The organism is Collinsella sp. Sow4_D11 (genome assembly GCF_052116465.1).
Taxonomy (GTDB): Bacteria; Actinomycetota; Coriobacteriia; order Coriobacteriales; family Coriobacteriaceae; genus Collinsella.
Window position 1 is genome coordinate 1 of the sequence record NZ_JBQKLA010000006.1, and the last position, 22,888, is coordinate 22,888.

Annotated in this window: 18 protein-coding genes; 14 read left to right on the plus strand and 4 right to left on the minus strand. The window is 48.7% G+C overall.

The genetic code is table 11. From position 1 onward, the window contains the following. Positions 1-54: 54 nt before the first annotated feature. The gene (locus ACTQ40_RS03865) at positions 55-162 is read left to right on the plus strand and encodes a hypothetical protein (RefSeq protein ID WP_441563431.1); all 108 of its coding nucleotides are present in this window, start codon (positions 55-57) and stop codon (positions 160-162) included. A gap of 1,002 nt (positions 163-1,164) precedes the next feature. Here the strand turns inward: ACTQ40_RS03865 and ACTQ40_RS03870 are convergent. Both ACTQ40_RS03870 and ACTQ40_RS03875 read right to left on the minus strand, forming a co-directional pair. Continuing rightward, the gene (locus tag ACTQ40_RS03870) at positions 1,165-2,610 is read right to left on the minus strand and encodes a lipopolysaccharide biosynthesis protein (RefSeq protein ID WP_441560783.1); all 1,446 of its coding nucleotides are present in this window, start codon (positions 2,608-2,610) and stop codon (positions 1,165-1,167) included. Beyond that, the gene (locus ACTQ40_RS03875) at positions 2,600-3,496 is read right to left on the minus strand and encodes a hypothetical protein (RefSeq protein ID WP_441563390.1); all 897 of its coding nucleotides are present in this window, start codon (positions 3,494-3,496) and stop codon (positions 2,600-2,602) included. Before ACTQ40_RS03875 ends, ACTQ40_RS03870 begins: the two co-directional genes overlap by 11 nt. A gap of 247 nt (positions 3,497-3,743) precedes the next feature. On the opposite strand from ACTQ40_RS03875, the gene ACTQ40_RS03880 reads away from it, so the two are divergent. Genes ACTQ40_RS03880 through ACTQ40_RS03890 form a run of 3 tightly spaced genes read left to right on the plus strand, consistent with a single transcriptional unit; the run spans position 3,744 to position 6,473 of the window. Continuing rightward, the gene (locus tag ACTQ40_RS03880) at positions 3,744-4,496 is read left to right on the plus strand and encodes an IspD/TarI family cytidylyltransferase (protein ID WP_441560787.1); all 753 of its coding nucleotides are present in this window, start codon (positions 3,744-3,746) and stop codon (positions 4,494-4,496) included. Continuing rightward, positions 4,484-5,527: an NAD-dependent epimerase/dehydratase family protein gene (locus ACTQ40_RS03885; protein ID WP_441560789.1), complete on the plus strand. Its 1,044-nt coding sequence runs from the start codon at positions 4,484-4,486 to the stop codon at positions 5,525-5,527. The genes ACTQ40_RS03880 and ACTQ40_RS03885 overlap by 13 nt, the downstream gene beginning before the upstream one ends. Continuing rightward, positions 5,520-6,473: a glycosyltransferase gene (locus ACTQ40_RS03890; RefSeq protein WP_441560791.1), complete on the plus strand. Its 954-nt coding sequence runs from the start codon at positions 5,520-5,522 to the stop codon at positions 6,471-6,473. Before ACTQ40_RS03885 ends, ACTQ40_RS03890 begins: the two co-directional genes overlap by 8 nt. Here ACTQ40_RS03890 and ACTQ40_RS03895 read toward each other — a convergent pair. Further along, a complete protein-coding gene (locus ACTQ40_RS03895; protein WP_441563391.1) occupies positions 6,470-7,306 on the minus strand; it encodes a LicD family protein in 837 nt (278 codons plus the stop codon). The two genes, ACTQ40_RS03890 and ACTQ40_RS03895, sit on opposite strands and share 4 nt — an antisense overlap. A 696-nt stretch (positions 7,307-8,002) precedes the next feature. Between ACTQ40_RS03895 and ACTQ40_RS03900 the strand changes: the two genes are divergently transcribed. The 9 genes from ACTQ40_RS03900 to ACTQ40_RS03940 all read left to right on the plus strand — a co-directional run bounded on the left by ACTQ40_RS03900 (position 8,003) and on the right by ACTQ40_RS03940 (position 18,588). Next, complete coding sequence (locus tag ACTQ40_RS03900; protein WP_441560795.1) at positions 8,003-9,034, plus strand: glycosyltransferase family 2 protein; 1,032 nt, start codon at positions 8,003-8,005, stop codon at positions 9,032-9,034. A gap of 114 nt (positions 9,035-9,148) precedes the next feature. Beyond that, the gene (locus ACTQ40_RS03905) at positions 9,149-9,850 is read left to right on the plus strand and encodes a glycosyltransferase family 2 protein (RefSeq protein WP_441560797.1); all 702 of its coding nucleotides are present in this window, start codon (positions 9,149-9,151) and stop codon (positions 9,848-9,850) included. After that, a complete protein-coding gene (locus tag ACTQ40_RS03910; RefSeq protein WP_441563392.1) occupies positions 9,847-10,212 on the plus strand; it encodes a DUF2304 domain-containing protein in 366 nt (121 codons plus the stop codon). Before ACTQ40_RS03905 ends, ACTQ40_RS03910 begins: the two co-directional genes overlap by 4 nt. A gap of 3 nt (positions 10,213-10,215) precedes the next feature. Further along, a complete protein-coding gene (gene rfbA, locus ACTQ40_RS03915) occupies positions 10,216-11,115 on the plus strand; it encodes a glucose-1-phosphate thymidylyltransferase RfbA (RefSeq protein WP_441560801.1) in 900 nt (299 codons plus the stop codon). A 24-nt stretch (positions 11,116-11,139) separates the two neighbouring features. Then, entirely contained in the window at positions 11,140-12,162 is a 1,023-nt protein-coding gene (gene rfbB / locus ACTQ40_RS03920) for a dTDP-glucose 4,6-dehydratase (protein ID WP_441560803.1), read from the plus strand. A gap of 120 nt (positions 12,163-12,282) precedes the next feature. After that, entirely contained in the window at positions 12,283-13,737 is a 1,455-nt protein-coding gene (locus tag ACTQ40_RS03925) for a sugar nucleotide-binding protein (RefSeq protein ID WP_441560805.1), read from the plus strand. Between the two features lie 709 nt (positions 13,738-14,446). Further along, entirely contained in the window at positions 14,447-14,914 is a 468-nt protein-coding gene (locus tag ACTQ40_RS03930) for an ImmA/IrrE family metallo-endopeptidase (RefSeq protein WP_441560806.1), read from the plus strand. Between the two features lie 512 nt (positions 14,915-15,426). Then, positions 15,427-17,490 (plus strand): DUF6541 family protein, encoded by a 2,064-nt coding sequence (locus tag ACTQ40_RS03935; protein ID WP_441560807.1) that lies wholly within the window; start codon positions 15,427-15,429, stop codon positions 17,488-17,490. A gap of 39 nt (positions 17,491-17,529) precedes the next feature. Continuing rightward, positions 17,530-18,588: an acyltransferase gene (locus tag ACTQ40_RS03940; RefSeq protein WP_441563393.1), complete on the plus strand. Its 1,059-nt coding sequence runs from the start codon at positions 17,530-17,532 to the stop codon at positions 18,586-18,588. Between the two features lie 177 nt (positions 18,589-18,765). Here the strand turns inward: ACTQ40_RS03940 and ACTQ40_RS03945 are convergent, their stop codons facing one another. Continuing rightward, entirely contained in the window at positions 18,766-21,780 is a 3,015-nt protein-coding gene (locus tag ACTQ40_RS03945; protein WP_441560811.1) for a DUF4422 domain-containing protein, read from the minus strand. A gap of 250 nt (positions 21,781-22,030) precedes the next feature. On the opposite strand from ACTQ40_RS03945, the gene ACTQ40_RS03950 reads away from it, so the two are divergent. Continuing rightward, on the plus strand, positions 22,031-22,876 hold the full coding sequence (locus tag ACTQ40_RS03950; RefSeq protein ID WP_441560813.1) for an ABC transporter permease: 846 nt from the start codon (positions 22,031-22,033) through the stop codon (positions 22,874-22,876). Positions 22,877-22,888: the final 12 nt, after the last annotated feature.

A 22,888-nucleotide genomic window follows, 5' to 3' on the forward strand; every position in this document is an offset into this window, starting at 1 on the left:
ATCCGCACCGAGTACGTGAGGCGCGGCTACCAGGCCGGGGCCCTCGGCTGGCCCGTGGCCGAGGCCGAGCAGCTCGATGGAGGCGGGTCCCGCCAGCGCTTCCAGGGCGGCGTGATTTCTGTTAGCAATACTGGTTCTGTGTCGGTTAACACTAATTATTAGGGATTTCAGAACCCTGCTTACTTTTATCAGGTAAGCAACCGATCAGTTTCTATTCCTCACCAGGGGCAGGGGATATTTGGCTACAGAACCCCCCCCCTTCGCGCATTAGTCTTTATGCTACGAGAAACGACTGTATAGAAGCTGCTATTAGTCGTGCATACGATTATTTGGGTACTCCATTTCGATGGGATTATTTATGCTAATAACGTGTGGGGCGATCCAAGATTTAAGCACCTCTCGTTTTCTCAGGGGCGCCGTGTCGATTTGATTTGCTATCCGGGTCATACAGCGATTTATCTTGGAAACGATACGATTATCGAGGCATATCCACCGAGAGTTCGAATTTCCAGCGTTTATAGCAGTGGAAATATTAGAGGCGTCCTTAGGCCATTTTTGTAGTCCTCTCGTTTGGGATAGAGTTTTTATTGCTGAGAATTCTGCAGGAACGTTTTCGATGCTAAAGGGTGGCTTATATCCGATTTCTTTTTATGCTCATATGCATCAAAAGCTGCTAAGAGAATATCAGTTTTAAAACCTTTTTTGATTCGATATGGCGCTGCACCATCCTCGATATTGCTTCGATGGTGCAGCGTTTTGCTGTTAGATGCCTTTACATAAGGTGGAGCGTCAGGGTTTGGCCTGTCAGCGAACAGTTCTATTACGTCATTCCATCTAGTGCAGTTGTGGAATCTTGAGATGGGCCTTTTGCACCCGTATCCATTTCCTCTTGATAGAGTACGCAATTCAGGGATTGTCATTGCTGTCAAATAGCTGGATTATTGTCTTTCCTTCTTCATGTGATGAAAGGTGCCTCGTTTTTGTATTCGTTTAAAGCAGTTTTAAATGGTTATGCCTGTATAAATGCGGTATGCATTCTGCCTAATTCGATAAAGCTGTCGCGAAATATAATTAAACGAAAAGGATATCGACTTGTGTCGATATCCTTGAAACGGATGCATCTTTTGTCTTGAAGGCTGGCTTGTCTCGAAAGAATTTTTCCGGTTACTGAGCGCTAAATACTCCGCACGTTTTCTTGAGAATATCTTTAATCAATCGTTTGTTTGCTATCGTATGGATGGTTAACGCAAAAAGGATAATGGCAAATGCAAGCTTGATATCAAGCGTGGCGCAGGCAATTAAAAAGACAAGAGTAAAGCCTGCTTCTCCAATAGCTAGTCTGCTGTGAGCGATTTCTTGTCGTTTGTTTAAAATGAACTCGGAAATATTTGCGCGTAACGCGATGCTAAGCACCATGGAATACAGTATGCAATTGAGCGAATTAAATGCCAAGCTTATCATTGTGAATATGGCGCTCATGGCGACAGTGCTCAAATTAATCAGTAATAGCTTTCTTTCTAATCGCAGAACTTTGAAGTAAGTTGTGCCACAAATACTCATTTTTGCGTCATATGCACAGATGGGAAGCAGTACTGCAAAATAGGTCAGGCTGTCAATGTATTGCGGCAGCCAACTGCCGAGAATAATTACAGCTGGGAAATAGCAAAGGTATATGTAGGGCATAAAAAGCTCGAGTGAATCTCTGAGGTTAATGTAAAGGCCAACCTGCTCTTCTTTTGTTCCTCTGCGCAATGCTGGAAAGAGAACCATCGATGCTTGGTTCACAAACATGCTGAAGAAGTTAACTAATGAAAGCGCCATAGATACTTTGGCAAATACGTTTATGCCCCAGTTTGAATCAATAGCTTGGCGAGCTATTCCAGTTATAAGCATACTTGCAATTCCCGCAAACATCAGTTTTATGCCGACTTTTATGCTTGCGAGTGTTTCTTGAATAGCCGGTCCTAGAGGTAAAAAGCCCGAAGCAAGAAAGTCGCGCAATTGATTGGCGCAGTAGATGAAGCAAACTAGCTTACTTACGATAAAGAAGATTATATAAGGCTCAAATGACGTGCATTTCAGTGCTATGAGTATAACCAAGAAGGCTGCAAAGGATCCTCTGTCTAAAATTACTGATTTTGAGTATGATTTGGTTTCATTTATTGTCTGCAAAATGTAACCAAGGCCTGCCGACATTTGGCTAAGCACAGAATACAGTGCTGTTAAATAGAGCACTTCAACACGCGCTGCTTCGCTAACAAAACGCGATGCGGTGAGAGCAAATAGAAAGGAGAATAAAGCTACATAGCCGGTAGAAATCCAAAACTGTGAATTGATGCTGCGTTTGTTAATCGATTCTCGAGTCTTGCCGCCATTGATCAGGTAGACACCATCGATTGCACCCAGTGCGAAAAACCCCACGTAGGATGAGTAGAATATGAAGAGCTGCCAATATCCGAAATTGCTTACGGATAGAAGTTTAGGAACAATAAGTGATGTCATGCAGCTTGCAAGCATCGCTACAAATTGCGACGCGAATGCCATTGCTGTATTTGATAAAAGGGATCGCGTATCAATGGACCGCTTTTTTGCGGAAGGACTATTGGACATCTGCATTCTTTTCTAATCCATTTATGGAATGAACAAAGGTTTGTAAATCGGCTTTGAAGACTTCTTTTTCACCTTTAATCATCGATCTATAGGGTGAAAATTCCTCGATGAGCTGTTCGTAGTTATTAAGTACGTACTGGATGGTTTGCACGACTTCAATGGGGCTGACATCTGCTTGGTTAATGCTTGCCCATTCGGGAATCGGATAGTCGTTTTCAAACGCTGCTGCACCTTGTTTTCCAGTTATGACACACGTTCCACATGCAGCCGCTTCTCTGGGGAGACGATCTTTCCCCGGATGGAAACCGAAATCGATGTAAAGCATGCTTTCCTTCATTAAGGATACTAATTGCTGGTTTGAGTAGCCCTGCAGGGGAATCCAATGAAGGTTTGGGGCTAATTTAATGAGCTGTTCGGTGTAACGGCGCCCCTTCTTGGGGTTATAGAGTACGTTTTGCCTTCGATTGGAGAAGGATAAATAATCGATTCCAGTTCGATAGTCATCGTTCACGTAATCAGATAGTTTTATAAGAGCAGATGGTGCTATGCCGTGGGAAATGGCATACTGACGCGCATATTCTGATTGGTATAGATGAATAGGAGCTTTTTTTATCGAAGCAAATGCCCTCTTTTTTGTTTGAAGCATAAGGGCTTTGATTGCTTGTGGAATGCCCTGATTTTCAAATTTGTACTTTGGATCGCACTGGATTTTGAAAAAGTCTACTGATAGCCACCAAAAAATGGTAGTTGCGTTTTTGAATTGTTTTACATAAAAGGGTCGAGTTTCTGGAATTACGACATAGCTGTCTTTGGTATCGGGGATTAAATCTGCGGTAATAAATTCGCTTACATATCTTTTGTATTGTTGAGGTATGGAGGGCTCCATGTTGTTTTTAGAGCATCGGTCGTAGGCGATTACAGCGTCTAAGCCCATTTGATTAAGCTCGTATACAAGCTGATGGAGCAGTTCCGGGCCGCCGGTTGTGACATTTGCGGGCGCAATTATGTAAAACAATTCAATTCGCTTTCTCTTGCTAGGTTGTGAGATTATGTTAATAGAAATAAAGCGTGGCGATAGTATTTTCACCGTCTTTGCTTGAACCTTAAACGACTAATGTCTATTTGGGAAAAACATGAATTGCTTTTCAGAGAATAACGCTCAATCAATTTTTGTCGTCATTTTTGCTGGCGGTGTCGGCTCAAGGATGCGTGGGGCTAGAGTTCCCAAGCAATTTCTCGAACTCGGCGGAAAGCCCATTATCGCGCATACCGTTGATCATTTTGAGCAGCACAGCATGATAGATGGCATTGTTATCGTATGCGTTGAGTCTGGCATGGAGCACATGCGTGAGATCGTTGACAAAGCCCATTACCAGAAAGTACTTTCGATTGTTCCAGGTGGCGAGACGGGTCAGGATTCCATCTTTAATGGTCTTTCTGAGCTTAAACGACTTGGCGTAACGGATGAGGATTCCATTGTTTTGATCCATGATGGCGTTCGACCGCTAATTGACGAGCAGACTGTCACTGCCTGTATCGAATCTGTTTCCCAGTATGGTCCTACCGCAACGGTTGCTCCTTCGCCCGAAACGATTATCGAGGAGGAGAATGGCGTGGTAGAGCGCGTCGTCGACCGCTCGCGCTGTAAGCTTGCACGTGCTCCCCAGGGCTTTAAGTTTAATGATATTTATGCCGAGCATCTCCGCGCACGCAAAGAGGGCAGACATGATTTCATCGATTCAATCTCGCTCATGGCGCACTATGGACACAAGGCGCATACGGTTGAAGGACCTGCGGACAATATTAAGGTGACCACGCAGCGCGATTTCTTTGCGTTTAAGGGGTTTGTCGACTACAAGGAAATGGAGCAGCTATGGCCGCTGTAGATGGGTATTTGTTTGATCGAGCTGCGAAGATTGCCGCTGAGGTCGATCTTCCCTGGGCTGAGTTGGACGGTAAGACCGTTTTGGTGACAGGATCAACGGGTCTCATAGGATCTCAGATCGTGAGGACTCTGCTCTCTAGAAACGATCGCGTTGATGCCGGCATCAACGTGGTTCTGCCCGTTCGAAATACTAAAAAAGCGCAGGCTCTGTTTGGCGACCGAAGTGACGTTTCTGTTCTGGAGTGGTCGCTTGGCGATGAGCTTGTTGGTTCCGAGCACGTGGATTATGTAGCCCATGCTGCCTGCGGAACATCAAGTAAGAGCTTCCTCGAGACTCCCGCCACGACGATTATGCAGATTGTTCATGGTGGGGAGGCTGTACTGAGGTACGCTTGCTCTGTAGATGCGAAGAAGGTGCTGTTCCTCTCTACCATGGAGGTTTACGGCGAGGTCGAAGGTGTGGCTACTGAGGATAACCTTGGTAAACTGGACCCCATGGTCGTTCGCAACAGCTATCCCGAGGCCAAGCGTCTTGTCGAATGCCTGTGTGCTTCGTATGCCACTGAGCACGGTGTCCCTTCGGTTGTTATGCGTTTGGCTCAGACGTTTGGCGAGGGTGTCCATCCCGACGACATGCGAGTGTTTGCCGACTTCGGCCGTCATGCTATCGAAGGCAAGGATATCGTTCTGTTGAGCGACGGGCTTAAGCGCAATGGTTACCTTTCGGTCGACGATTCCGTGCGCGCTATCCTAATTGCGCTAGTTAAGGGTAAACCTGGCGAGGCTTATAACGCAGTTAACGAGGATGCGTATTGCAGCATCAGGGAAATGGCGCAGTTGGTTTTGGACCAGTTTGGCGCTGAAGGCGCACAGGTCCGCAGGGAGTTTGATCCTGAGCGTGAGGCAACGTTTAGGAAGGCTTCTGACCTTATGCTCGACTCGTCCAAGCTCAAGGCATTAGGCTGGAAGCCTTACGATTCGCTCTCTGATATGTATCGTGCCATGATTGACTGCTGGAGTGTTCATGACTAACGAGATAGCGCGAAAGCCGTCCGTCCTTGTGATGATGGCTACTTACAACGGCGAGAAGTATGTCGCTGAACAGATCGATAGCATCCTTGCTCAAGAAGGCGTGAATGTCACGCTTTTGATATCGGATGATGGTTCGAGCGATAGTACGCCTTCGATTTGTAGCCGTTATGCCCAAGATATGCCTAATGTTCAATTTGGCGTCAATGAGAAAAACAAGGGTCTCGCTCGAAACTTTATGGACATGCTTTACGGTGCTGATGCAATGTCCTTCGAATTTTTTTCGTTCTCAGATCAAGACGACTATTGGATGCCCAATAAGCTTGGAAAGGCAATTGAGGCAATTAGTTCAGCTGGCGAGGGCCCTCGCCTGTATTACAGTGACGTGTGCAATGTTGATGAGCATCTAAATGGCGGGTCTAGAGAATACGGCGCCTTTGCTTCGCATGCAAACTCTTTAGGGTTGTTACTGACTGTAAATTGGGCGTCCGGATGCACGATGGTGTTCAATTCGGCTTTTGCGTCTGTCCTTCAACGTTATGTGCCGCGGGATTGGCCTCGTATTCACGATGGCTGGGTTCACTTAGTCGCTAGAGTGCTTAATGCTCAAGTTCCCGATCTTGAGCATGCTTACATTAAGCGCCGCATCTCGGGCCAAAATCAGGTTGGCGAGCGTGGGCTAAACAGTTTGAGCGGCAAGCGTATAAAGAGTATTGCTAGTTCGCTTCTGTCGCCCTCGGAGCATGGTCTTACTGAAGCAGCTTCGCTTTTGCTTGATGGCTATGCCGATAGCATGAGTTCTGAGGACAAAGAACTCGTATCTTGCTTCGTTGATGGACGTCATAGCATTGTGAAGCGCTTGGGTATGATGTTTAATCCAGCTTTTGCGCAACCATTTCCGCTTGAAAACATTATGTTTAAAGGCAAGATGCTTCTAAACGTCTATTAATCCTGTGACAATTTTAGTTCTTTTACGTAGTGCACTCCCGCTCGACGCTTTTCTTTGGGCGGGAGCTGCATATAGTTGCCGTAATGCTTTGTTAGATAACCATCCCAGTCGGCAAACGTTTTGTATTTCTTGCTCTCAAACTCAATGGGGGCAAGGTCGTGCAGTCTTGCGAGTTCCTCGGTCTCAACTTCAATGCTGTAAGCTCCGCCAAATGGCATAGCATAGTGGCACGAGTCGTCTTGATCGTAAGTGCGCATTGCTTTGTCAATTTTACTGATAATCCAGTGTTGGGGAATGAAGAGACACAACGCCTTTGCCACATAATAGGCAGCTTTTTGTATTCCGCCCTTATTTTGAGGAAACTTATATCCGCATTTGACGATATATAGGTTCTTGAGGAACGAAACCTTACGATATTGTTTACTGCGTTCGGTCGAATCGTTCGAAACTCGATCATAGGGGAAAATATCTATCCATACACCCTGCGACATGTCGATATGAGAAGAGTAGGTTTCTGAATACACCGTTCCCTTTTTACGGATCTTGCCAAAAACAAGGCCGCAATTAGGCTCGGTGTTCATGTCTTGGAATATAAAGCCATCGCTCAGTTCGGTTTTACAAGCTTGTGCAAAGCGGTCGTAGTCTTCGCGGAGCATGCCAACATCAATGTCGTCGTCCCACGGAATGAATCCCTTATGGCGTGCGGCGCCCAAACAGGTTCCGCCCGAGAGAAAATAGTCGATTCCGTTTGCATCGCAAATGCGGACAAACTCATCGAGCATTTCAAGCTCGATGAGTTTCAGTTGACATAGTTGATCGTGTGTAATGTCCATTTGCCCTTCTTATGGTTGATTTGCGTGGGTAATAACTTGATTCAAATTAAATGAAGTAAGAAATTCAAGATATCTCATCTAATTATTATTTTAAATTAGATGGTTTGTATTAAGTCGAGCCTTAAAAACGTGACACTTAATGACTGCTGTTAACTTATATTCAATAAATCATTAGTTTTAATATAGGGTTCATTTAAAGGCTGGTTATTGCTTTCGTACCGTATTGATTCAAGTCATTTAACAGGTCAGTGCTAATTGCTATTGATTTAACACGGCGTTATTTAAGCGCACCATATAGCGAACTGACATTAATTGCTGTGCGGTTAAATCGACGTGGTTCTATTAATGTGCCCCTTTAACTTGCTTTAATTGAATTTTTCGCATGAAAAAACTCGAGTCGGCAATGATCTGATATTCGAATGAGCCATATCGGCTCGAAATGCGGCTCTCTATTGTTTCGTAATTAGATTCGTTAATTGAGTGTTATATGCTTTACAGTCTATTCGATAATCGCATCAACGCAAATTTGACATCGAATGGCAAAAAAGAAAACGCCTTCATCCTTTTTGAGATACTTTTGTATGGCTTGGAATTGCGTGAAAATAACGCCATAAATCGTATTGGCGCTTCAGCTAAGCTATTCTATTAAAGTGAATATATTTGCCTGCTTGAGTTTTGATTTAAGGACATGCTTCTGTGGAAACTTCAAAAACGAAAAAAGTTAGTATCATTGTTCCATGCTACAAAGTTGAGAAATATCTTCCTCGATGCTTAGATTCCTTGGTGAGTCAAACGCTTGATGACATTGAAATTATTTGTATAAATGACGGTTCTCCTGATCATTGCATCGATATCCTACGTCAATACGAGGCGCGTTTTCCCGGAAAGATTGTCGTTATAGACAAAGAAAACGAGGGTGTATGGCGCGGTCGTCAGGATGCGATTTCTATTGCGAAGGGCGAGTACATCGGTTTTCTGGATAGCGATGACTATGCTGCGCCAACAATGATCGAAGATCTTTATACTGCCGCAAAGAATAACTCTGCTGATATTAGTGTCTGTGGTTTTTATCGGGTTGACGCTTTAACGGGCAAGCAACTTACGGAAGAGATGTCTGACATCCGTTCTTGTTTTTCAATCGTTGAAGACCCCAAGAAGCTATTGCAGCTCAACGGAGCTCCGTGGAACAAGTTATTCAAAGCTTCACTATTAAAAGGGATGTTTGACTTTAATAATCCTCCTAAAATATTCGACGACATGATGATGCATCTTCTTGTATATCCAGATGCTGATAGAGTGTGTTTTGTGCCCAAGGCGCTTATTTACTACGGTATTCGTAATGATTCCATTATGACGACTATCGGAAAGGAAAAAGTTGAGTCGACATATGCCTGCATGAAAGAAATTAAAGAGTTATATAGAAAGAAGCTCGTCCCTCCATCCCTTGAAGAGTTTCTGGATTTAGCAGCGCTTCTCCATCTGGGAATCTCTCTCATGTTTAGGCTTGCGTATGATCCAACGGCTAATTTGAGGGAGCTTGAATTTGAGAATCGTGAGTTTCTTGATAATAGTTTTCCATTGTGGAGAACAGCAGCGATTCCGATGAGCGACAAGGCAATGCGTAAGGTCGCTTTTTCTCGTCTCATTTATAAGCTTCATTTATTACGTCCCTCGCTTTCAATTTATCGTTTTATGATTGACAAGCTTGGGGTTGATATTAAATGGTAGCAACTAATCGGGATTATTTAGCCTTGAGAAATTACCGCATTTACGTTGGCTTAGGTATGGTCAGCAATTAGTTTAGATACTACAAGTGTCGGCCAAACATCATGAGAGATTATTGTGAATACACTAATTATTATCCCTGCTTATAACGAAGAGGAGTCTCTCGGGTCTACGGTCAGCAGGCTGACCGCTACCGTTCCCGATGTTGACTACCTGGTCGTTAATGACGGTTCCATTGATGGAACTGCCCAAATTTGCCGTGACAATGGCTATCCGTTTTTGGATCTGCCCTGCAACCTAGGTCTTGCTGGTGCATTCCAGGCGGGTATTAAATATGCCTATCGGCATGGGTACGACTGCGCCATTCAGTTTGATGCCGACGGTCAGCACTTGCCTCAGTATATCCATGACTTGGAACAAGCGCTCCAGACATGTGATATCGCGATTGGTTCTCGATTCGTCGATCAGCCCAAGGGCAGCTCGCTGCGTATGTTTGGCAGCAATATCATTCAAGGAGCTATTAAAGTCACGACAGGTCAAGTCATCCATGATCCCACCTCGGGCATGCGTGCTTTTAACAAGCGCATGATTAAGCTGCTTGCTCTCGGTCTCAATATGGGTCCTGAGCCCGATACCGTTTCGTATCTCATTCGATCGGCCAACGCCAAGGTTGTTGAAGTTCCAGTAACTATGGCAGAGCGCGAGGCGGGGGAGAGCTATCTTAACTGGAAATCTTCCGTTAAGTACATGCTTCGCATGACTCTGTCTATTCTGTTTATCCAGTTCTTCCGTAAAAGCCTGGAGGGCGATGCCGCATGACGCTTCCGCTTCGCATTACATTGTTTGCCGCGTCTCTGCTCACCTTTGGTTATATGACCGTCAAGATTCGCGATTCAAAAATGCGTCTTGAGGACTCTCTGTTCTGGTTTTGCTTTTCGGCGCTTTTGCTGCTTGTCAGTATTTTTCCACAGGTGTTTTTCTGGCTTTCGAATCTCGTTGGCACCATGTCGCCTTCGAACTTCGTGTTTCTGTTCTTCATCTTCATCTTGCTTATTGTTTGCTTTAGGTTGAGCGTTCGTCTTTCTCAGCTCGATACGAAGCTTCGCGAGCTTACCCAGCAGTTGGCGATCGAAAAGCTTGAGCGCCATCAAAATGACGAGCGTCATGCGAAAAGAGGCTAATTCATGAAAGGCATCATCCTCGCCGGCGGGTCCGGCACGCGCCTGTACCCGCTCACGCTCGTGACCTCCAAGCAGCTTTTGCCGGTCTACGACAAGCCCATGATCTACTACTCGCTGTCCACCCTCATGCTGGCGGGCATCCGTGACATCCTGGTCATCTCCACGCCGACGGACCTCCCCAACTTCGAGCGCCTGCTCGGGGACGGCTCGCGCTACGGCGTGAACCTGTCCTACGCCGAGCAGCCGAGCCCCGACGGCCTGGCGCAGGCCTTTACCATCGGCGAGGACTTCATCGCCGGCGAGCCGTGCGCCCTGGTGCTCGGCGACAACATCTTCTACGGCAACGGCCTGTCGCGCCACCTGACACGCGCCGTGCAGAACGCAGAGTCGGGCCGCGCCACCGTGTTCGGTTATCACGTCGACGACCCGGAGCGCTTCGGTGTCGTGGAGTTTGATCGCGAGGGCAGAGCCGTCTCCATCGAGGAGAAGCCCGCCGAGCCCAAGAGCTCCTACGCCGTCACCGGCCTGTACTTCTACCCGGGCGACGTGGCCGCCAAGGCCCACGAGGTCGAGCCGTCGGCCCGCGGCGAGCTTGAGATCACCGACCTCAACCGGATGTACCTGGAGGAGGGGACGCTGTCCGTCGTCACCCTCGGCCGCGGCTACGCGTGGCTCGACACCGGCACCATGGAGAGCCTCCACGAGGCTGCGGAGTTCGTCCGTGCTGTGGAGCATAGCCAAGACCTGCCCGTTTCGGTTCCCGAGGAGATTGCCTGGGAGAACGGCTGGATTACAACCGATCAACTTCTCGAGGCCGCGAAGGCCTACGGCAAGTCGGTCTACGGCCAGCACCTCAAGAAGGTCGCCGCCGGCGAGATTGTCAACAGCCCGCGCGAGTACTAATCCGATCCAATGGGAGATAGGAATATGTCTGAAGAGCTCTTCGAGCCCAGGAACATCATCGTCACGGGCGGCTGCGGCTTCATCGGCAGCAACTTCGTCCACTACGTGGTGGACAACCACCCGAGCGTCCACGTCACCGTCCTGGATAAGCTGACCTACGCCGGCAACCCCGAGAACATCGCCGGGCTGCCCTCCGACCGCGTGGAGCTCGTCGTGGGCGACATCTGCGATGCCGAGCTTCTCGAGAAGATCGTCCCGGGCCACGACGCCATCGTGCACTACGCCGCCGAGAGCCATAACGACAACTCCATCGCCGACCCGGAGCCCTTCCTGCGCACCAACGTCGAGGGCACCTTCCGCCTGCTGGAGGCCGTCCGCAAGCACGGCATCCGCTACCACCACGTCTCCACCGACGAGGTCTACGGCGACCTGGCGCTCGACGACCCGGCCAAGTTCACCGAGGAGTCTCCGTACCACCCGAGCAGCCCGTACTCGAGCACCAAGGCGTCCTCCGACATGCTCGTGCGCGCCTGGACCCGCACCTACGGGCTTCGCGCCACGATCTCCAACTGCTCCAACAACTACGGCCCCTACCAGCACGTGGAGAAGTTCATCCCCAGGCAGATCACCAACATAATCGACGGCGTGCGCCCCAAGCTCTACGGAAAGGGCGAGAACGTGCGCGACTGGATCCACACCGAGGACCACTCCTCGGCCGTCTGGGACATCCTGACAAAGGGCCGCATGGGGGAGACCTACCTCATCGGAGCTAATGGCGAGAAGAACAACATCACGGTCCTGCGCATGATACTTACGGCCATGGGCCGCGACCCCGAGGACTTCGACTGGGTCGCCGACCGCCCCGGCCACGACCGCCGCTACGCCATCGACTCCACCAAGCTCCAGCGCGAGCTCGGCTGGAGGCCGGCCCACACCGACTTCGCCGAGGGCCTGAAGCAGACCATCGACTGGTACGTGGAGAACGAGTCCTGGTGGCGTCCGGCCAAGGAGGCCACCGAGGCCAGGTATATGGCCCAGGGCCAGTAGACCGAACCCCGGCGAACCGCACCGCGGGGCACCGCGCGGGGCCACAGGGCATGGCGATGATCCTGCGTCCCCGTACGGGCGCCCCGGCCCCCCAACCTCTTCGATAGGAGCTTTTCCCACATGGCAGACATCGCATTCGAGAAGGACCTCTCCGTGGCGGAGACCGGCATCGAGGGCCTGAAGGTCGTCGACCTGGCCGTCCACGGCGACTCGCGCGGCTGGTTCAAGGAGAACTGGCAGCGCGCCAAGATGACTGCCCTGGGCATCCCGGACCTCCGCGTCGTCCAGAACAACATCTCCTACAACGACAGCCGGGGCGTCACCCGCGGCATCCACGCCGAGCCCTGGGACAAGTTCATCTCCGTGGCCCGCGGCAGCGTCTTCGGCGCCTGGGTGGATCTGCGCGAGGGCAGCGCCACCTACGGCAAGGTATTCACCTGCACCCTGAACTCGAGCAAGGCCATCTATGTCCCGCGCGGCGTGGGCAACAGCTTCCAGGCCCTGGAGGACGGTACCGCCTACACCTACCTGGTGGACGCCCACTGGTCGCTGGAGCTCAAGAAGACCTACACCTTCGTGAACCTCGCCGACCCTGAGCTCGCCATCGAGTGGCCCATCCCGCTGGATCAGGCCACCGTATCCGAGGCCGACCTCAACCACCCGATGCTCGCCGACGTCGTCCCCATGGCGCCCAGGCGTACCCTCGTTACCGGCTGCAACGGCCAGCTGGGCCGTGCGGTCCGCGCGCTGGCCGAGGAGCGCGGCTTCGCCAAGGACTTCGACTTCTGCGACATCGACACCTTCGATATGTCCGACCCGGACGCCTATTCACAGTACGACTGGTCGCTCTACGGCACCGTGATCAACTGCGGCGCCTACACGGCGGTCGACAGGGCCGAGACCCCCGAGGGCCGCGTGACCGCCTGGAAGGCGAACGCGACGGGGCCGGCGCTGCTCGCCCGCATCTGCGCCGAGCACGGGATCACCCTCGTCCACGTTTCCTCCGACTACGTCTTCGACGGCACCGCCGAGGTCCACACGGAGGACGAGCCGTTCAGCCCGCTTTCCGTCTACGGCCAGACCAAGGCCGCCGGCGACATCGCAGTGGCCGGCTGCCCGCGCCACTACATCATGCGCTCCAGCTGGGTCATCGGCGAGGGCCACAACTTCGTCAAGACCATGAAGTGCCTGTCCGACCGCGTCGCCGACCCCGTGGACGGGCTCGAGCAGGTCACCGTGGTCGACGACCAGCTGGGACGCCTGACCTTCACGCGCGACATGGCCGAGGCCATCTTTCATGTGCTGGGCTCACACTCCCCCTACGGCACCTATAACTGCACCGGCTCCGGCGCCGTCAAGTCCTGGGCCGACATCGCCTGCGCCGTCTTCGAGGCCGCCAACGGCAACGGCGACAGGGTCGTGCCGGTTTCGACCGACGACTACTACGCCGTCGCCGAGGGCCCCGTCGCCCCGCGCCCGGTCCATTCCGTGCTTGACCTGTCCAAGCTTGAGGCAGCTGGATTCCATATGCCTGATTGGGAAGAAGAGTTGGGGGAGTACCTTAAGGCGCTCTAGATCCGTTGTGTTGTATGGCCTGTCTGTTTTTACAGTGAGTTGAATCTTCAACGGACTATTTTTAGTTGAAGGATTAATGCATTTGTTGGTCATCCGGGGAAAGGGTGCATTTTCGAACGATTCATATCACTTTATTGCATTAGCCGTTAAATGTTTAGATGTCTAATTCGTGGCTTTTGTCTACCGGGCATACAGCGGCCAGCTTTGAGCCACCCGCTTTACGGATGGGGCCTAACGGCTTTAGAAAGCCACCCTTCCGACCGATATTGACGATTGTTCAGCCCGTCGGTATTCGAGTCGAAGGGGTGGCCACTGTGGCCCAGAAGGCTTGCAGCTTCTCTCGCACAAGGTGGATGAGCAGGTGTCACATCGTGTTCACGCCGAGGTGTAGGCACAAAGTAACTACAACCAAATCCGGAACGACATAGGGGAGATTCTGTTTATGTTAACTGAGAAGTGATTCGAGGGGCTACTGTGGAAATCTTGGTCTTCCTTTGGTCTAGGATTGTTAAAGGATATCGGTTACAGTTATTTCAGAAATAACTTTGGGTTACCGGATCTCCCGAGAAGATTGTCCGAACAGGTTGCAGCAGTTCGTTCATTCTTGGGTGTCGCCTCGCTTACGGTTCTAACAAAATCAGACCTTTCGATTAGTTTTAGAAGCTCGATGGAAAACGTTGACAAGAGGACCGTTGTCAAGGCGAATGCGATGACCCAGATTGCTATTAATTTGGCCCGGAAAGTCGATGCCCCTCCGTTTGACAAATCAAAATTCGAACTTGCGGTCAATGGCGCTTTGAAACAGTCGACGAATCATGGCAGTTTTTATCCCCTAATTTGTCAAGCATTTCTTGATTCTAGCGTGGTCCTTGTTGTACTTCCAAATTTGTCTGGATCTAAGACAAATGGGGCCACTAAAAAGATAGGCTCTAAAATTATGCTTATGGTGAATGATCGTAGGCTATACGCTGATTCTTTTTGGTTCACGCTCTTTCATGAGGCTGGTCATATTCTCAATGACGATCTTGGCATTTCTTTTGATCAAGATTCTGGAGAGAAGGAGGAGCGTGCCGATCGCTTTGCAGCCGATGCGCTTATTGATCCGGTAAAATACTCCGACTTTGTTGATCGTGGGGTTTTAGTTTGTCGGCCGTTATTTCTTTTGCCAATGAAATAAACCGTGATCCCGGCATCGTGCTAGGTCGTCTGCAAAATGATGGTTTGGTTCGCCACGATGACCGTCGTTTGGTGTCTTTGCGAACGCGCTACAGGGTCATTGCTGATTAACGGAAGTGGAAAACGTTCATTATGGGTGAGGGATGCAATTATTGCGAATGTATCTACGTTTGTTGAGGTTCGTTAAGCAGCGCTTCGAGTGATTGCCGGGAATTGACTACAGCAATCGTCATCAAGATTGTGGAGAGCTTTACTTGGGTGTTGATATTCATTAAGTAGGGGACTTATTCAGGAAGTTGCGCTAAGAAGCTAAGACTTAGCCTTTTGAACTCAATTATGAGGTTTCCAATACAATAAGCGCTCTTTTTTGTTACCTTGATTGTGGAGTGGATGAAATCCGTAAGCAATGGGAGGCTTTAGACTGTTTTCAATTCGGTTGCTTCATTTGCCGGTACGCTGCTCTTTAGCATTCGATTAACCAGCGGCACTTTTAACGAGAGGTTATTAATGCGGATGTTTACTACTTCTGTTTTGATCATCGTGTTCATTTTGTTTTTCCCCGGAACCCTGTTTTTACGCCTTGGCTTCAAAAAGGTTAACCCTCAATTCGTCTGCTTTGCTCCGGCACTGTCGGCATTCTTTTTTCTAGTTGCAGGCGTTATCGGAACGGGTTTGGGCCTTACTGGGGCGGCATTTTTTGTCTTGCTGACGATTTGTTTTACCGTTTTTCTTGCCCTTCCGATTCGTTCGATTAACTCAAGGTCGCGTCTATCAGACGATGGTTTTTCTAATGTCAGTCGACTGACATGGCCGGCGGTGGGGATATGCGCAGCTGCTGGCGCTACTCTCGTTGCCGCATTGTTTTTGAGTAATATCGACGGGTTTTCTTCCTTCATTCAGTACGATGACAACCTATCGCATCTCGCCTGGATTAAATCGATCGCTGATTCGGGCAATTTCTCAACAATACGTGTGACGTTTTACGATCCGGCTGTCTCTCCTTCTGCTTTCTTGGGCAGCGGGTCGTATTATCCGATTGTCTGGCATGTACCTGCAGCTCTGCTTGTTTCCCTTACGGGGGTTCAAACGTCTGTGGCGGAAAATGCTTCTATTTTTTGTTTTATAGCGTTTGCATATCCGTTAGGTATCTTGGCATTTTTAGATTCCATCTGTAGGAACACCAAAGTGTCTCCCTTTATCGTTGCGATCTCTTCTTTTGCCTCTGTTGCATTTCCTATGCGCATGCTTGCCGTTCACGGCCCGTTTCCGAATATTGCCGCATTTTGTTTGGTGCCCGCTGCTGTTACCTTCTTAGTTCGCTCCCTCTCTTTTGGTGAGCGTTTTTGCTTTTGCGGGGCAAGGTTCTACTCTTTTGTCTTGGCGCTTGTTGGCGTAGCTGGTGTTCATCCAAATGCTGCCATCTTCACCTGCCTTTTGATTGCACCATTTATTTTGCTGAGGATCATTCCGCTTGGGATTATGTCTAGGTGTGAGAAAACCTCCTCAAATAGTTCGATTCTTAGAACTAGATGCGCTCAGGTGATCTTTTGCATTCTCTGCGCACTATTATGGGTGATTGTCTATAATCTACCGTTTATGCGGGGAATCGTTTCTTTCACCTGGGAATGGGGCATGTCGCTTGAGTGTATTCTTCAGTCAATCGTTAGTGGCTCTTTCTTCTTTGGGATTCCTCAGGTCATCCTATTTCCACTATTTGTAATAGGTTCCATCTATGTTGTTATCCGTGAAAAAGAACAACGATGGATTTTCTTCAGTATCGCCATCATATTGCTGATATATATCGGCGCCGGGGCGTTTTCACCTGAGGCCCGTTCTTTTTTTTCAGGTTTTTGGTACACGGATCCCGAGCGAGTTGCCGCTATGGTTGTGATCTCGCTTGTACCGCTTCTGTATTTTGGTTTGCACTGTGTTGCCCTAGTTATATACAGTGCCATTAGGCATCCAAAGTTTTTTCCAGGAAACTTTGGCTTCAATCTATCTGCAGCGCTGATATCCCTACTGTTCTTTTTCCTTAATTGCTATCCATTCAATTATGCGTACGCGTGGGAAGATCATTCTAGAGGTGATTTGACCAATGCTTTCACGCTTAATTCTTACGATCTATATAATGGCTATTCGCGCTACCGTGTCCAAGCCTACACTGCTGCCGAACGGGATTTTATTCAACAAGTCAAGGAAGAGGTTCCAAAAGGCAGCCTCATAATTAATCTTCCTGTTGATGGCAGCTCATTTGCTTGGTCTGTCGACGATCTTAATCTGTACTATCATGCCAAGCTCGGTTCGGTAGAATCTGAGGACAGTCACGCTATTCGCAAATGTCTTTGTAATATCTCAACTGATTCTACAGTCAAAGATGCTGTCGCGAACATTGGAGCAAAGTATGTTCTCTTGCTTGATCGTAGCGACTATACGGCGGAGGACAAGCATGTACGCTATTCTCGCGATCTTCAATACAAGAAAAAAGACTGGAAGGGGATTACTGAAATAAACGATGAGACTCCTGGTTTTGAACCGATACTATCGTCGGGGTCAATGAGACTGTATCTGATTAAATAACGAGTTTAAGGTTCTCTAATGACAATACGCCGCCACTATATGGACGTTCTCAATGTTCTTTCTTGTTTTGCCGTTGTTGTCCTCCACTGCACGACTGTCGTATACGTTAATCAAGGCAACATGCAGTGGTTTGTTTCAGTTGTACTGCAGTCATTATTTATGTTTGCCGTGCCGGTCTTCTTTATGATCAGCGGAGCAAATCTTGTTGGATACCGTTCTCGGTACTCTACCAAAGTCTTTTTCCAAAAGAGGCTCAAGCGTGTTCTGATGACGCTCGTCAGCTTTAGTTTTTTTATTTATGTCCTTAGCTGCTTTGTTCCGGCCCAACTTGGTCTTCCATCGAGATCTTTCTCCCTTTTTGAGTTCATTAATCTGTTTCTAACCAATCAAATTTGCGATGTTTATTGGTTTATGTATTCGATTTTGATTCTGTATTTGATTACTCCGCTATTGGCTTGTTTTGCGTCGAATAAGCGTTTGCTGGAGTATGCAATTTGCCTCTGCGTTGTCTCTACTGCAGTAATTCCTTTTGCAAATCGTTTTGTATCAAACCATGATCTATTCTCAGTGTTTGCCGTACCCTATTTGACGGGTGCGATAATGTACTACTTAATTGGCTACTACATCGTTACGTATTCCCCTTTTGAAGACTGTGCCGATAGAATGCGTCCCGCTTTGCTGATCGTCGCGATTTGCTCCGTTGTTTTTATGGCACTTATGACAATTAAGACCAACGTACCGCACACGGTGCTGTCCGGGGCGTATTCGGATTACGATAATTTTTACAACAATTACCTAAACCTTCCGGTTTTGGTGTACTCAGTCTCACTTTTCATGTTGTTCAGATCTTTAGAGCCGCTTTTCCAATCTGATAAGCATCCGTTCATGACTGTATTTTCTAAACTGTCTTCCCTTAGTTTTGATGTCTACGCCATACATATGGTGTTTATTTGGGCTTTGGATGTCTATGTTCTGCATAATATTTTTTGGGATGCGGTTATTCGCCCGTTCGTAGTCTTTGTACTCTCTCTTTTGTTTGCATTTGTGCTGGAGTTCCTTAAGAAGTTCTGTCAAATAAAGCGAACTGCAAAAGTCTAAGGCTGTAAGCACAGCGTTATTTGGTTCAGTTGGCGTTCATAAAACGTACCGCCGCTGATCTTGAGGCTGGGTGTGAAAATAGAACAGGAGATGGACCCTGTTCCTTCCGGTTGGATTTTGGAAGGAGCAGGGTCCATTAATGTGCAGCCTTATTGTCGCTTGCTAGATTTCGATGGCCTACTTCTTTTTCCTAAGTGCCCTCACTGCTGATTTCATCATCTCTCGCCGCGCGCTACCGACCGGTGCGATGGGATCGATGAATTTGCGAAGCGGATTATCGGGTGATATCGCATGTTCGTGTATTTTGAGAGGGGAGGAGGAAGCCGTTCTCCCCGGTCCCGCCAACATGCTCATAAGGGATTCATAAAAGGGAGTCTGGCGCGCATAAGCCCAATAGGCAGCGCTTCGGTCACACGAGGAGAACTTCCAAGGCTTTTCGAATCCTGCATAGTGAATTATTTTTTCGTGATTGCGTGAATCGTTGAAGGCGTCAAATGCAGAAGCAGGTGCAAAAGAGAAGACGTTTGCAATGCGATTATTGCAGTCGATCATGACGTTCCAGTCGTAGTCGAGCCAAGTTACACGGCCTTCGCAGTGCGCGTTCAGAACATCTTGATCGTTGTAGATAAAGCGATCATCGGAAGCGTAATCGAGCCACGTCTCAATTGAATAGAGCTCGCGCATCTCAGCGGTATTGAGTACAAGAACGCCTGCCTGAAAGTAATTGTAGGGGTTTCTCATGCCCAAGACCTTTTTGGCGTAGGTAAGCCGCTTGCCGTTTTTCATGTTAAGGTTGCCCAAAAAATCGATATCGTGGGCAGCGGCGAGGAGGTTATTGCCCAAGTCCACGCCATAGAGTTCAGAAATATCACCCTGGACAATCAGGTCGCTATCAAGGTATAGAACCTTGTCGTAGTCAGGCAAAATCTCTTGAATCAAGAAACGGTAATACGTTTCAACGCTGATATGAGGGTTGTTGGTGCTCAAATCATGGCGAAGCACGTATTCGCTTACATCACAAAAACGCAACGACATGTTGTCAAACTGTCCAAAGAAGCGCTGCATGGTCGATTGATTATCTCCAGCAATATCCCTATGGAGAACAACCACATCGTAGAAGTACTCTTTGGAGGCGTTGAGTAGCGTGGAATAAACCGTGGTGGTAAGCATGGGGACATAGTTATTGTCTGCGGCGAAAACGACCGGGATAATCTGCTTGCTGTTTGCTTTTCCGTAAGGAGCCGTAAACGACGCGCGGCGATCCGGTCTTCTAAAGTGAACACACTGCAGCTCGGCCATCTTCCAGCCTGCTCCTATGCGTTCATGATGAATGAGGTAGATATTAAGTAGCCTCTCGGCAAGATGCCCGGGTGTACGTACGCCTTCTTTTGAATAACGAGACATATCGGTTATGGAAACGAACTCTTCTAGCAGGGGGAAGAGCCATGCGCAGTAATCGTTAAAAATCTCACGCTTCATGATAAACATGTTGCAGAAGCGCCCCATGTGGCCACTGAGGAACTTGTCGGCGTCCTGCCCATATTCCGGATGCTGCTTTTTGAGGATGGAAACGATCTTGTCCAGGTCTTTAACGAATAGTTTATCTGCGGCATCGTATTGAGAGCGCAGAGTGGCATTTCGTCCAGCATAGGTGCGAATGTCCTTGCGTTCGGTAGTGATGACGTCGTACTGAGTCACAAACTTCTCGATACTCTTGTCGTCCAATGCGTATTTCTTTTGAGATGCCGCATCGATGAAATCGTCCATGATCTCGCCGTAGATGTTCTCATCGTGGCGCGTGCCCGAGAAATCAAAATAGCGACGGTAATGGCAAAAACCGACATACTCGCTCGAGGTGTTTTTCCAAGCCCAATACTGGGTTGTTAGTTCGCAGTACATTGGATTGAGGCCCGAAATGTTATTGCCCTTATCGTCGTGGAATGCCCAAGGGAACCTTTCATTACGAAGGCTGCAGCCAACTTGCACTGGCTGGAGTATTGAACTGTCAAATAGCTCGACAGGTTTGTGGGCTGAGACAAAGATACGAATGTTTCGGTTTTCATAGCTTTTGCGCTTTGCCATGTTAACCAGATCGTTTACGTGGTCGCGAGCGGCTGTGTAGAACGCCATAAAACGTGGAGAAGTTGCAGCGCCAGTTGATGCAAGCTTCTTTGCATGTTCGTACCAATCGAGGGCCATGTCATTTGCGGGGGTGTTATTTGTCTGTAGAAGGCCATACGCTCTGTCGCGAGAAAGACGCATGAGCTCTTCGGCAACGGGCATTTTGCCCATTACCTTTGCCGCTTCGTCGGCAGCATCGAGTTTTTGATCTTCTGGTACGCGAACAAGCCAATCGTTGAAAAGCAACTCGTACATTTTTACAGCGGCTTCCGAGCAGGTCTTCTTTATGTCGAAGGCATCGAAAGCGACTGCAAATGTTCTCATGTGATCGACGTTAGCTTGAAAATCGGAAGCGCTTTTGAAGAAGGCCGATACCGAGAGTGAGGAGTCGGAATTGACGCCTCGACCAAGGTAATAGCGTACACCGACAATGTCGTTGGCGGTGTATTGCGAGCGCGCGTTCGCGAGTGTGACAAAAGACTCGTATGCGTCCTCAGCTCGCTCAAGCCTGTCGTTGGTCATCGCCGCAAACATTCTGCGGAAGAAGCCTCCCGCATAGACTCGCTGAGTGATACGCCAGTCCTGAAGATAACCCTTGCGTGCACTGAAGACGGCTTCAAATATGTCTTTATTGAACAGGGGATCAACGGGTGCATTGATGTAGTTCTGGAAGTTGGAAGCCTCGTTATCGCTTACGCCAGCATTAATGACATCGATGCCAAAGTGAAGGACATCACAGGGGGTGGCGTTGAGATAAGAGTCGAACTTGGCAAGGCAGTCGTCGCCGAGCTCGTCATCTGAATCCAGGAGAATGATGTAGTCGCCGGTGCTTTTTGCAACGGCAATTTTTCGCCCGATGTGAAGCCCGCGGTTCGTATCTTGGATGAGCGGTATGACACGGCTGTCCTTTTGAGCGTATTGCTCAAGTATCGAGGCGGTGGAGTCGGGACTTCCGTCGTCAACTACGATGAGCTCAAAATCGGTAAACGATTGAGCCAGGACGCTGTCGATGCAAGCGGGCAGATATTTTTCATCTTTATATGATGAAACGCAGATGGAAAAACGCGGCATGTCGTTCTCCTTACAGGGTACATGTCTTAACTTGACCATGATAATCTCGTGGCAGGGCACTGGGGCCATGGATAGGTTGGGAGTACAAACACAGCAGAAATAGCTCAGTTCTTTTCTTGCCTCGTAGCAAATTCGTTGATTGGCCATAGCTGATATGGGTACTTTTCCAGTTTTGCATAGGCTGGTTTTACCGACACGAGGGAGGGCTATACTTTCCACAGTTGTGTTTTACGAGATAAGGAGTTGGTTTGTGGCTGACAACGTAGAGAGTCAAAAAGCGGTGGCTAAACCGGCCTCTCACGCTAAAAATGATTATGAGAAGGATAAATTTATCCTCAGGCAGTTGGTTACCAAGGATTTTAAGATTAAGTATCGTCGCAGCGTTTTGGGCGTAGCTTGGTCCGTGCTTAATCCTTTGTTGATGATGATTGTCATGTCGATCGTGTTTTCGACTATCTTTGCCCAAGGTCGTAATGGCTCCATCACGCCTGAGATGTATCCACTTTATTTGATCGTCGGTAACGTGACGTTTTCCGTCATGTCCGAGTCTACGAACCAAGCGCTTATGTCCATCATTTGGGCTTCCTCACTGCTAAAGAAGGTCAAGGTGCATCGCTGGGTATTCCCGGTGCAGAAGGTGCTGTTCTCGCTCGTTAACTTCGCCTTCTCTTTGGTTGCTGTTGCCTTGGTTATGCTTTGGTTCCATGTGGTTCCTACTTGGCATTTAATCCTGTTGCCGGTTTGCCTCCTTTTGCTCATGTGCTTCTGCATGGGCTTGGGTCTGATGCTTTCGGCGTTGGCAGTCTTCTTCCGCGATGTCATGCATCTGTGGAGTGTTGTCATTACTGCCTGGATGTATCTGACGCCGATTTTCTGGACGACTGACTTCATTGGTCAAATGGCTCATTGGATTCAGGTGCTTGTTGTGGTGAATCCCATGTACAACTATCTGCAGTTTATGCGTGATATTTTCCTGTTCAACACCGTACCCTCTGCGCTTACGCTTGGCCTGTGTGTTGCTTGGGCTGTTATCGCCCTTGCTGCTGGCTATACCGTGTTCCACAAGACCGAGCACAAGTTTATTCTCTACATCTAAGGAGTGCTGTTC

Coding starts and splice junctions, on each gene's coding strand:
- ACTQ40_RS03870 (WP_441560783.1), bottom strand. CDS start 2,610: ATGTCCAATAGTCCTTCCGCAAAAAAGCGGTCCATTGATACGCGATCC.
- ACTQ40_RS03875 (WP_441563390.1), bottom strand. CDS start 3,496: ATGGAGCCCTCCATACCTCAACAATACAAAAGATATGTAAGCGAATTT.
- ACTQ40_RS03880 (WP_441560787.1), top strand. CDS start 3,744: ATGAATTGCTTTTCAGAGAATAACGCTCAATCAATTTTTGTCGTCATT.
- ACTQ40_RS03885 (WP_441560789.1), top strand. CDS start 4,484: ATGGCCGCTGTAGATGGGTATTTGTTTGATCGAGCTGCGAAGATTGCC.
- ACTQ40_RS03890 (WP_441560791.1), top strand. CDS start 5,520: ATGACTAACGAGATAGCGCGAAAGCCGTCCGTCCTTGTGATGATGGCT.
- ACTQ40_RS03895 (WP_441563391.1), bottom strand. CDS start 7,306: ATGGACATTACACACGATCAACTATGTCAACTGAAACTCATCGAGCTT.
- ACTQ40_RS03910 (WP_441563392.1), top strand. CDS start 9,847: ATGACGCTTCCGCTTCGCATTACATTGTTTGCCGCGTCTCTGCTCACC.
- rfbA (WP_441560801.1), top strand. CDS start 10,216: ATGAAAGGCATCATCCTCGCCGGCGGGTCCGGCACGCGCCTGTACCCG.
- rfbB (WP_441560803.1), top strand. CDS start 11,140: ATGTCTGAAGAGCTCTTCGAGCCCAGGAACATCATCGTCACGGGCGGC.
- ACTQ40_RS03925 (WP_441560805.1), top strand. CDS start 12,283: ATGGCAGACATCGCATTCGAGAAGGACCTCTCCGTGGCGGAGACCGGC.
- ACTQ40_RS03930 (WP_441560806.1), top strand. CDS start 14,447: ATGACCCAGATTGCTATTAATTTGGCCCGGAAAGTCGATGCCCCTCCG.
- ACTQ40_RS03935 (WP_441560807.1), top strand. CDS start 15,427: ATGTTTACTACTTCTGTTTTGATCATCGTGTTCATTTTGTTTTTCCCC.
- ACTQ40_RS03940 (WP_441563393.1), top strand. CDS start 17,530: ATGGACGTTCTCAATGTTCTTTCTTGTTTTGCCGTTGTTGTCCTCCAC.
- ACTQ40_RS03945 (WP_441560811.1), bottom strand. CDS start 21,780: ATGCCGCGTTTTTCCATCTGCGTTTCATCATATAAAGATGAAAAATAT.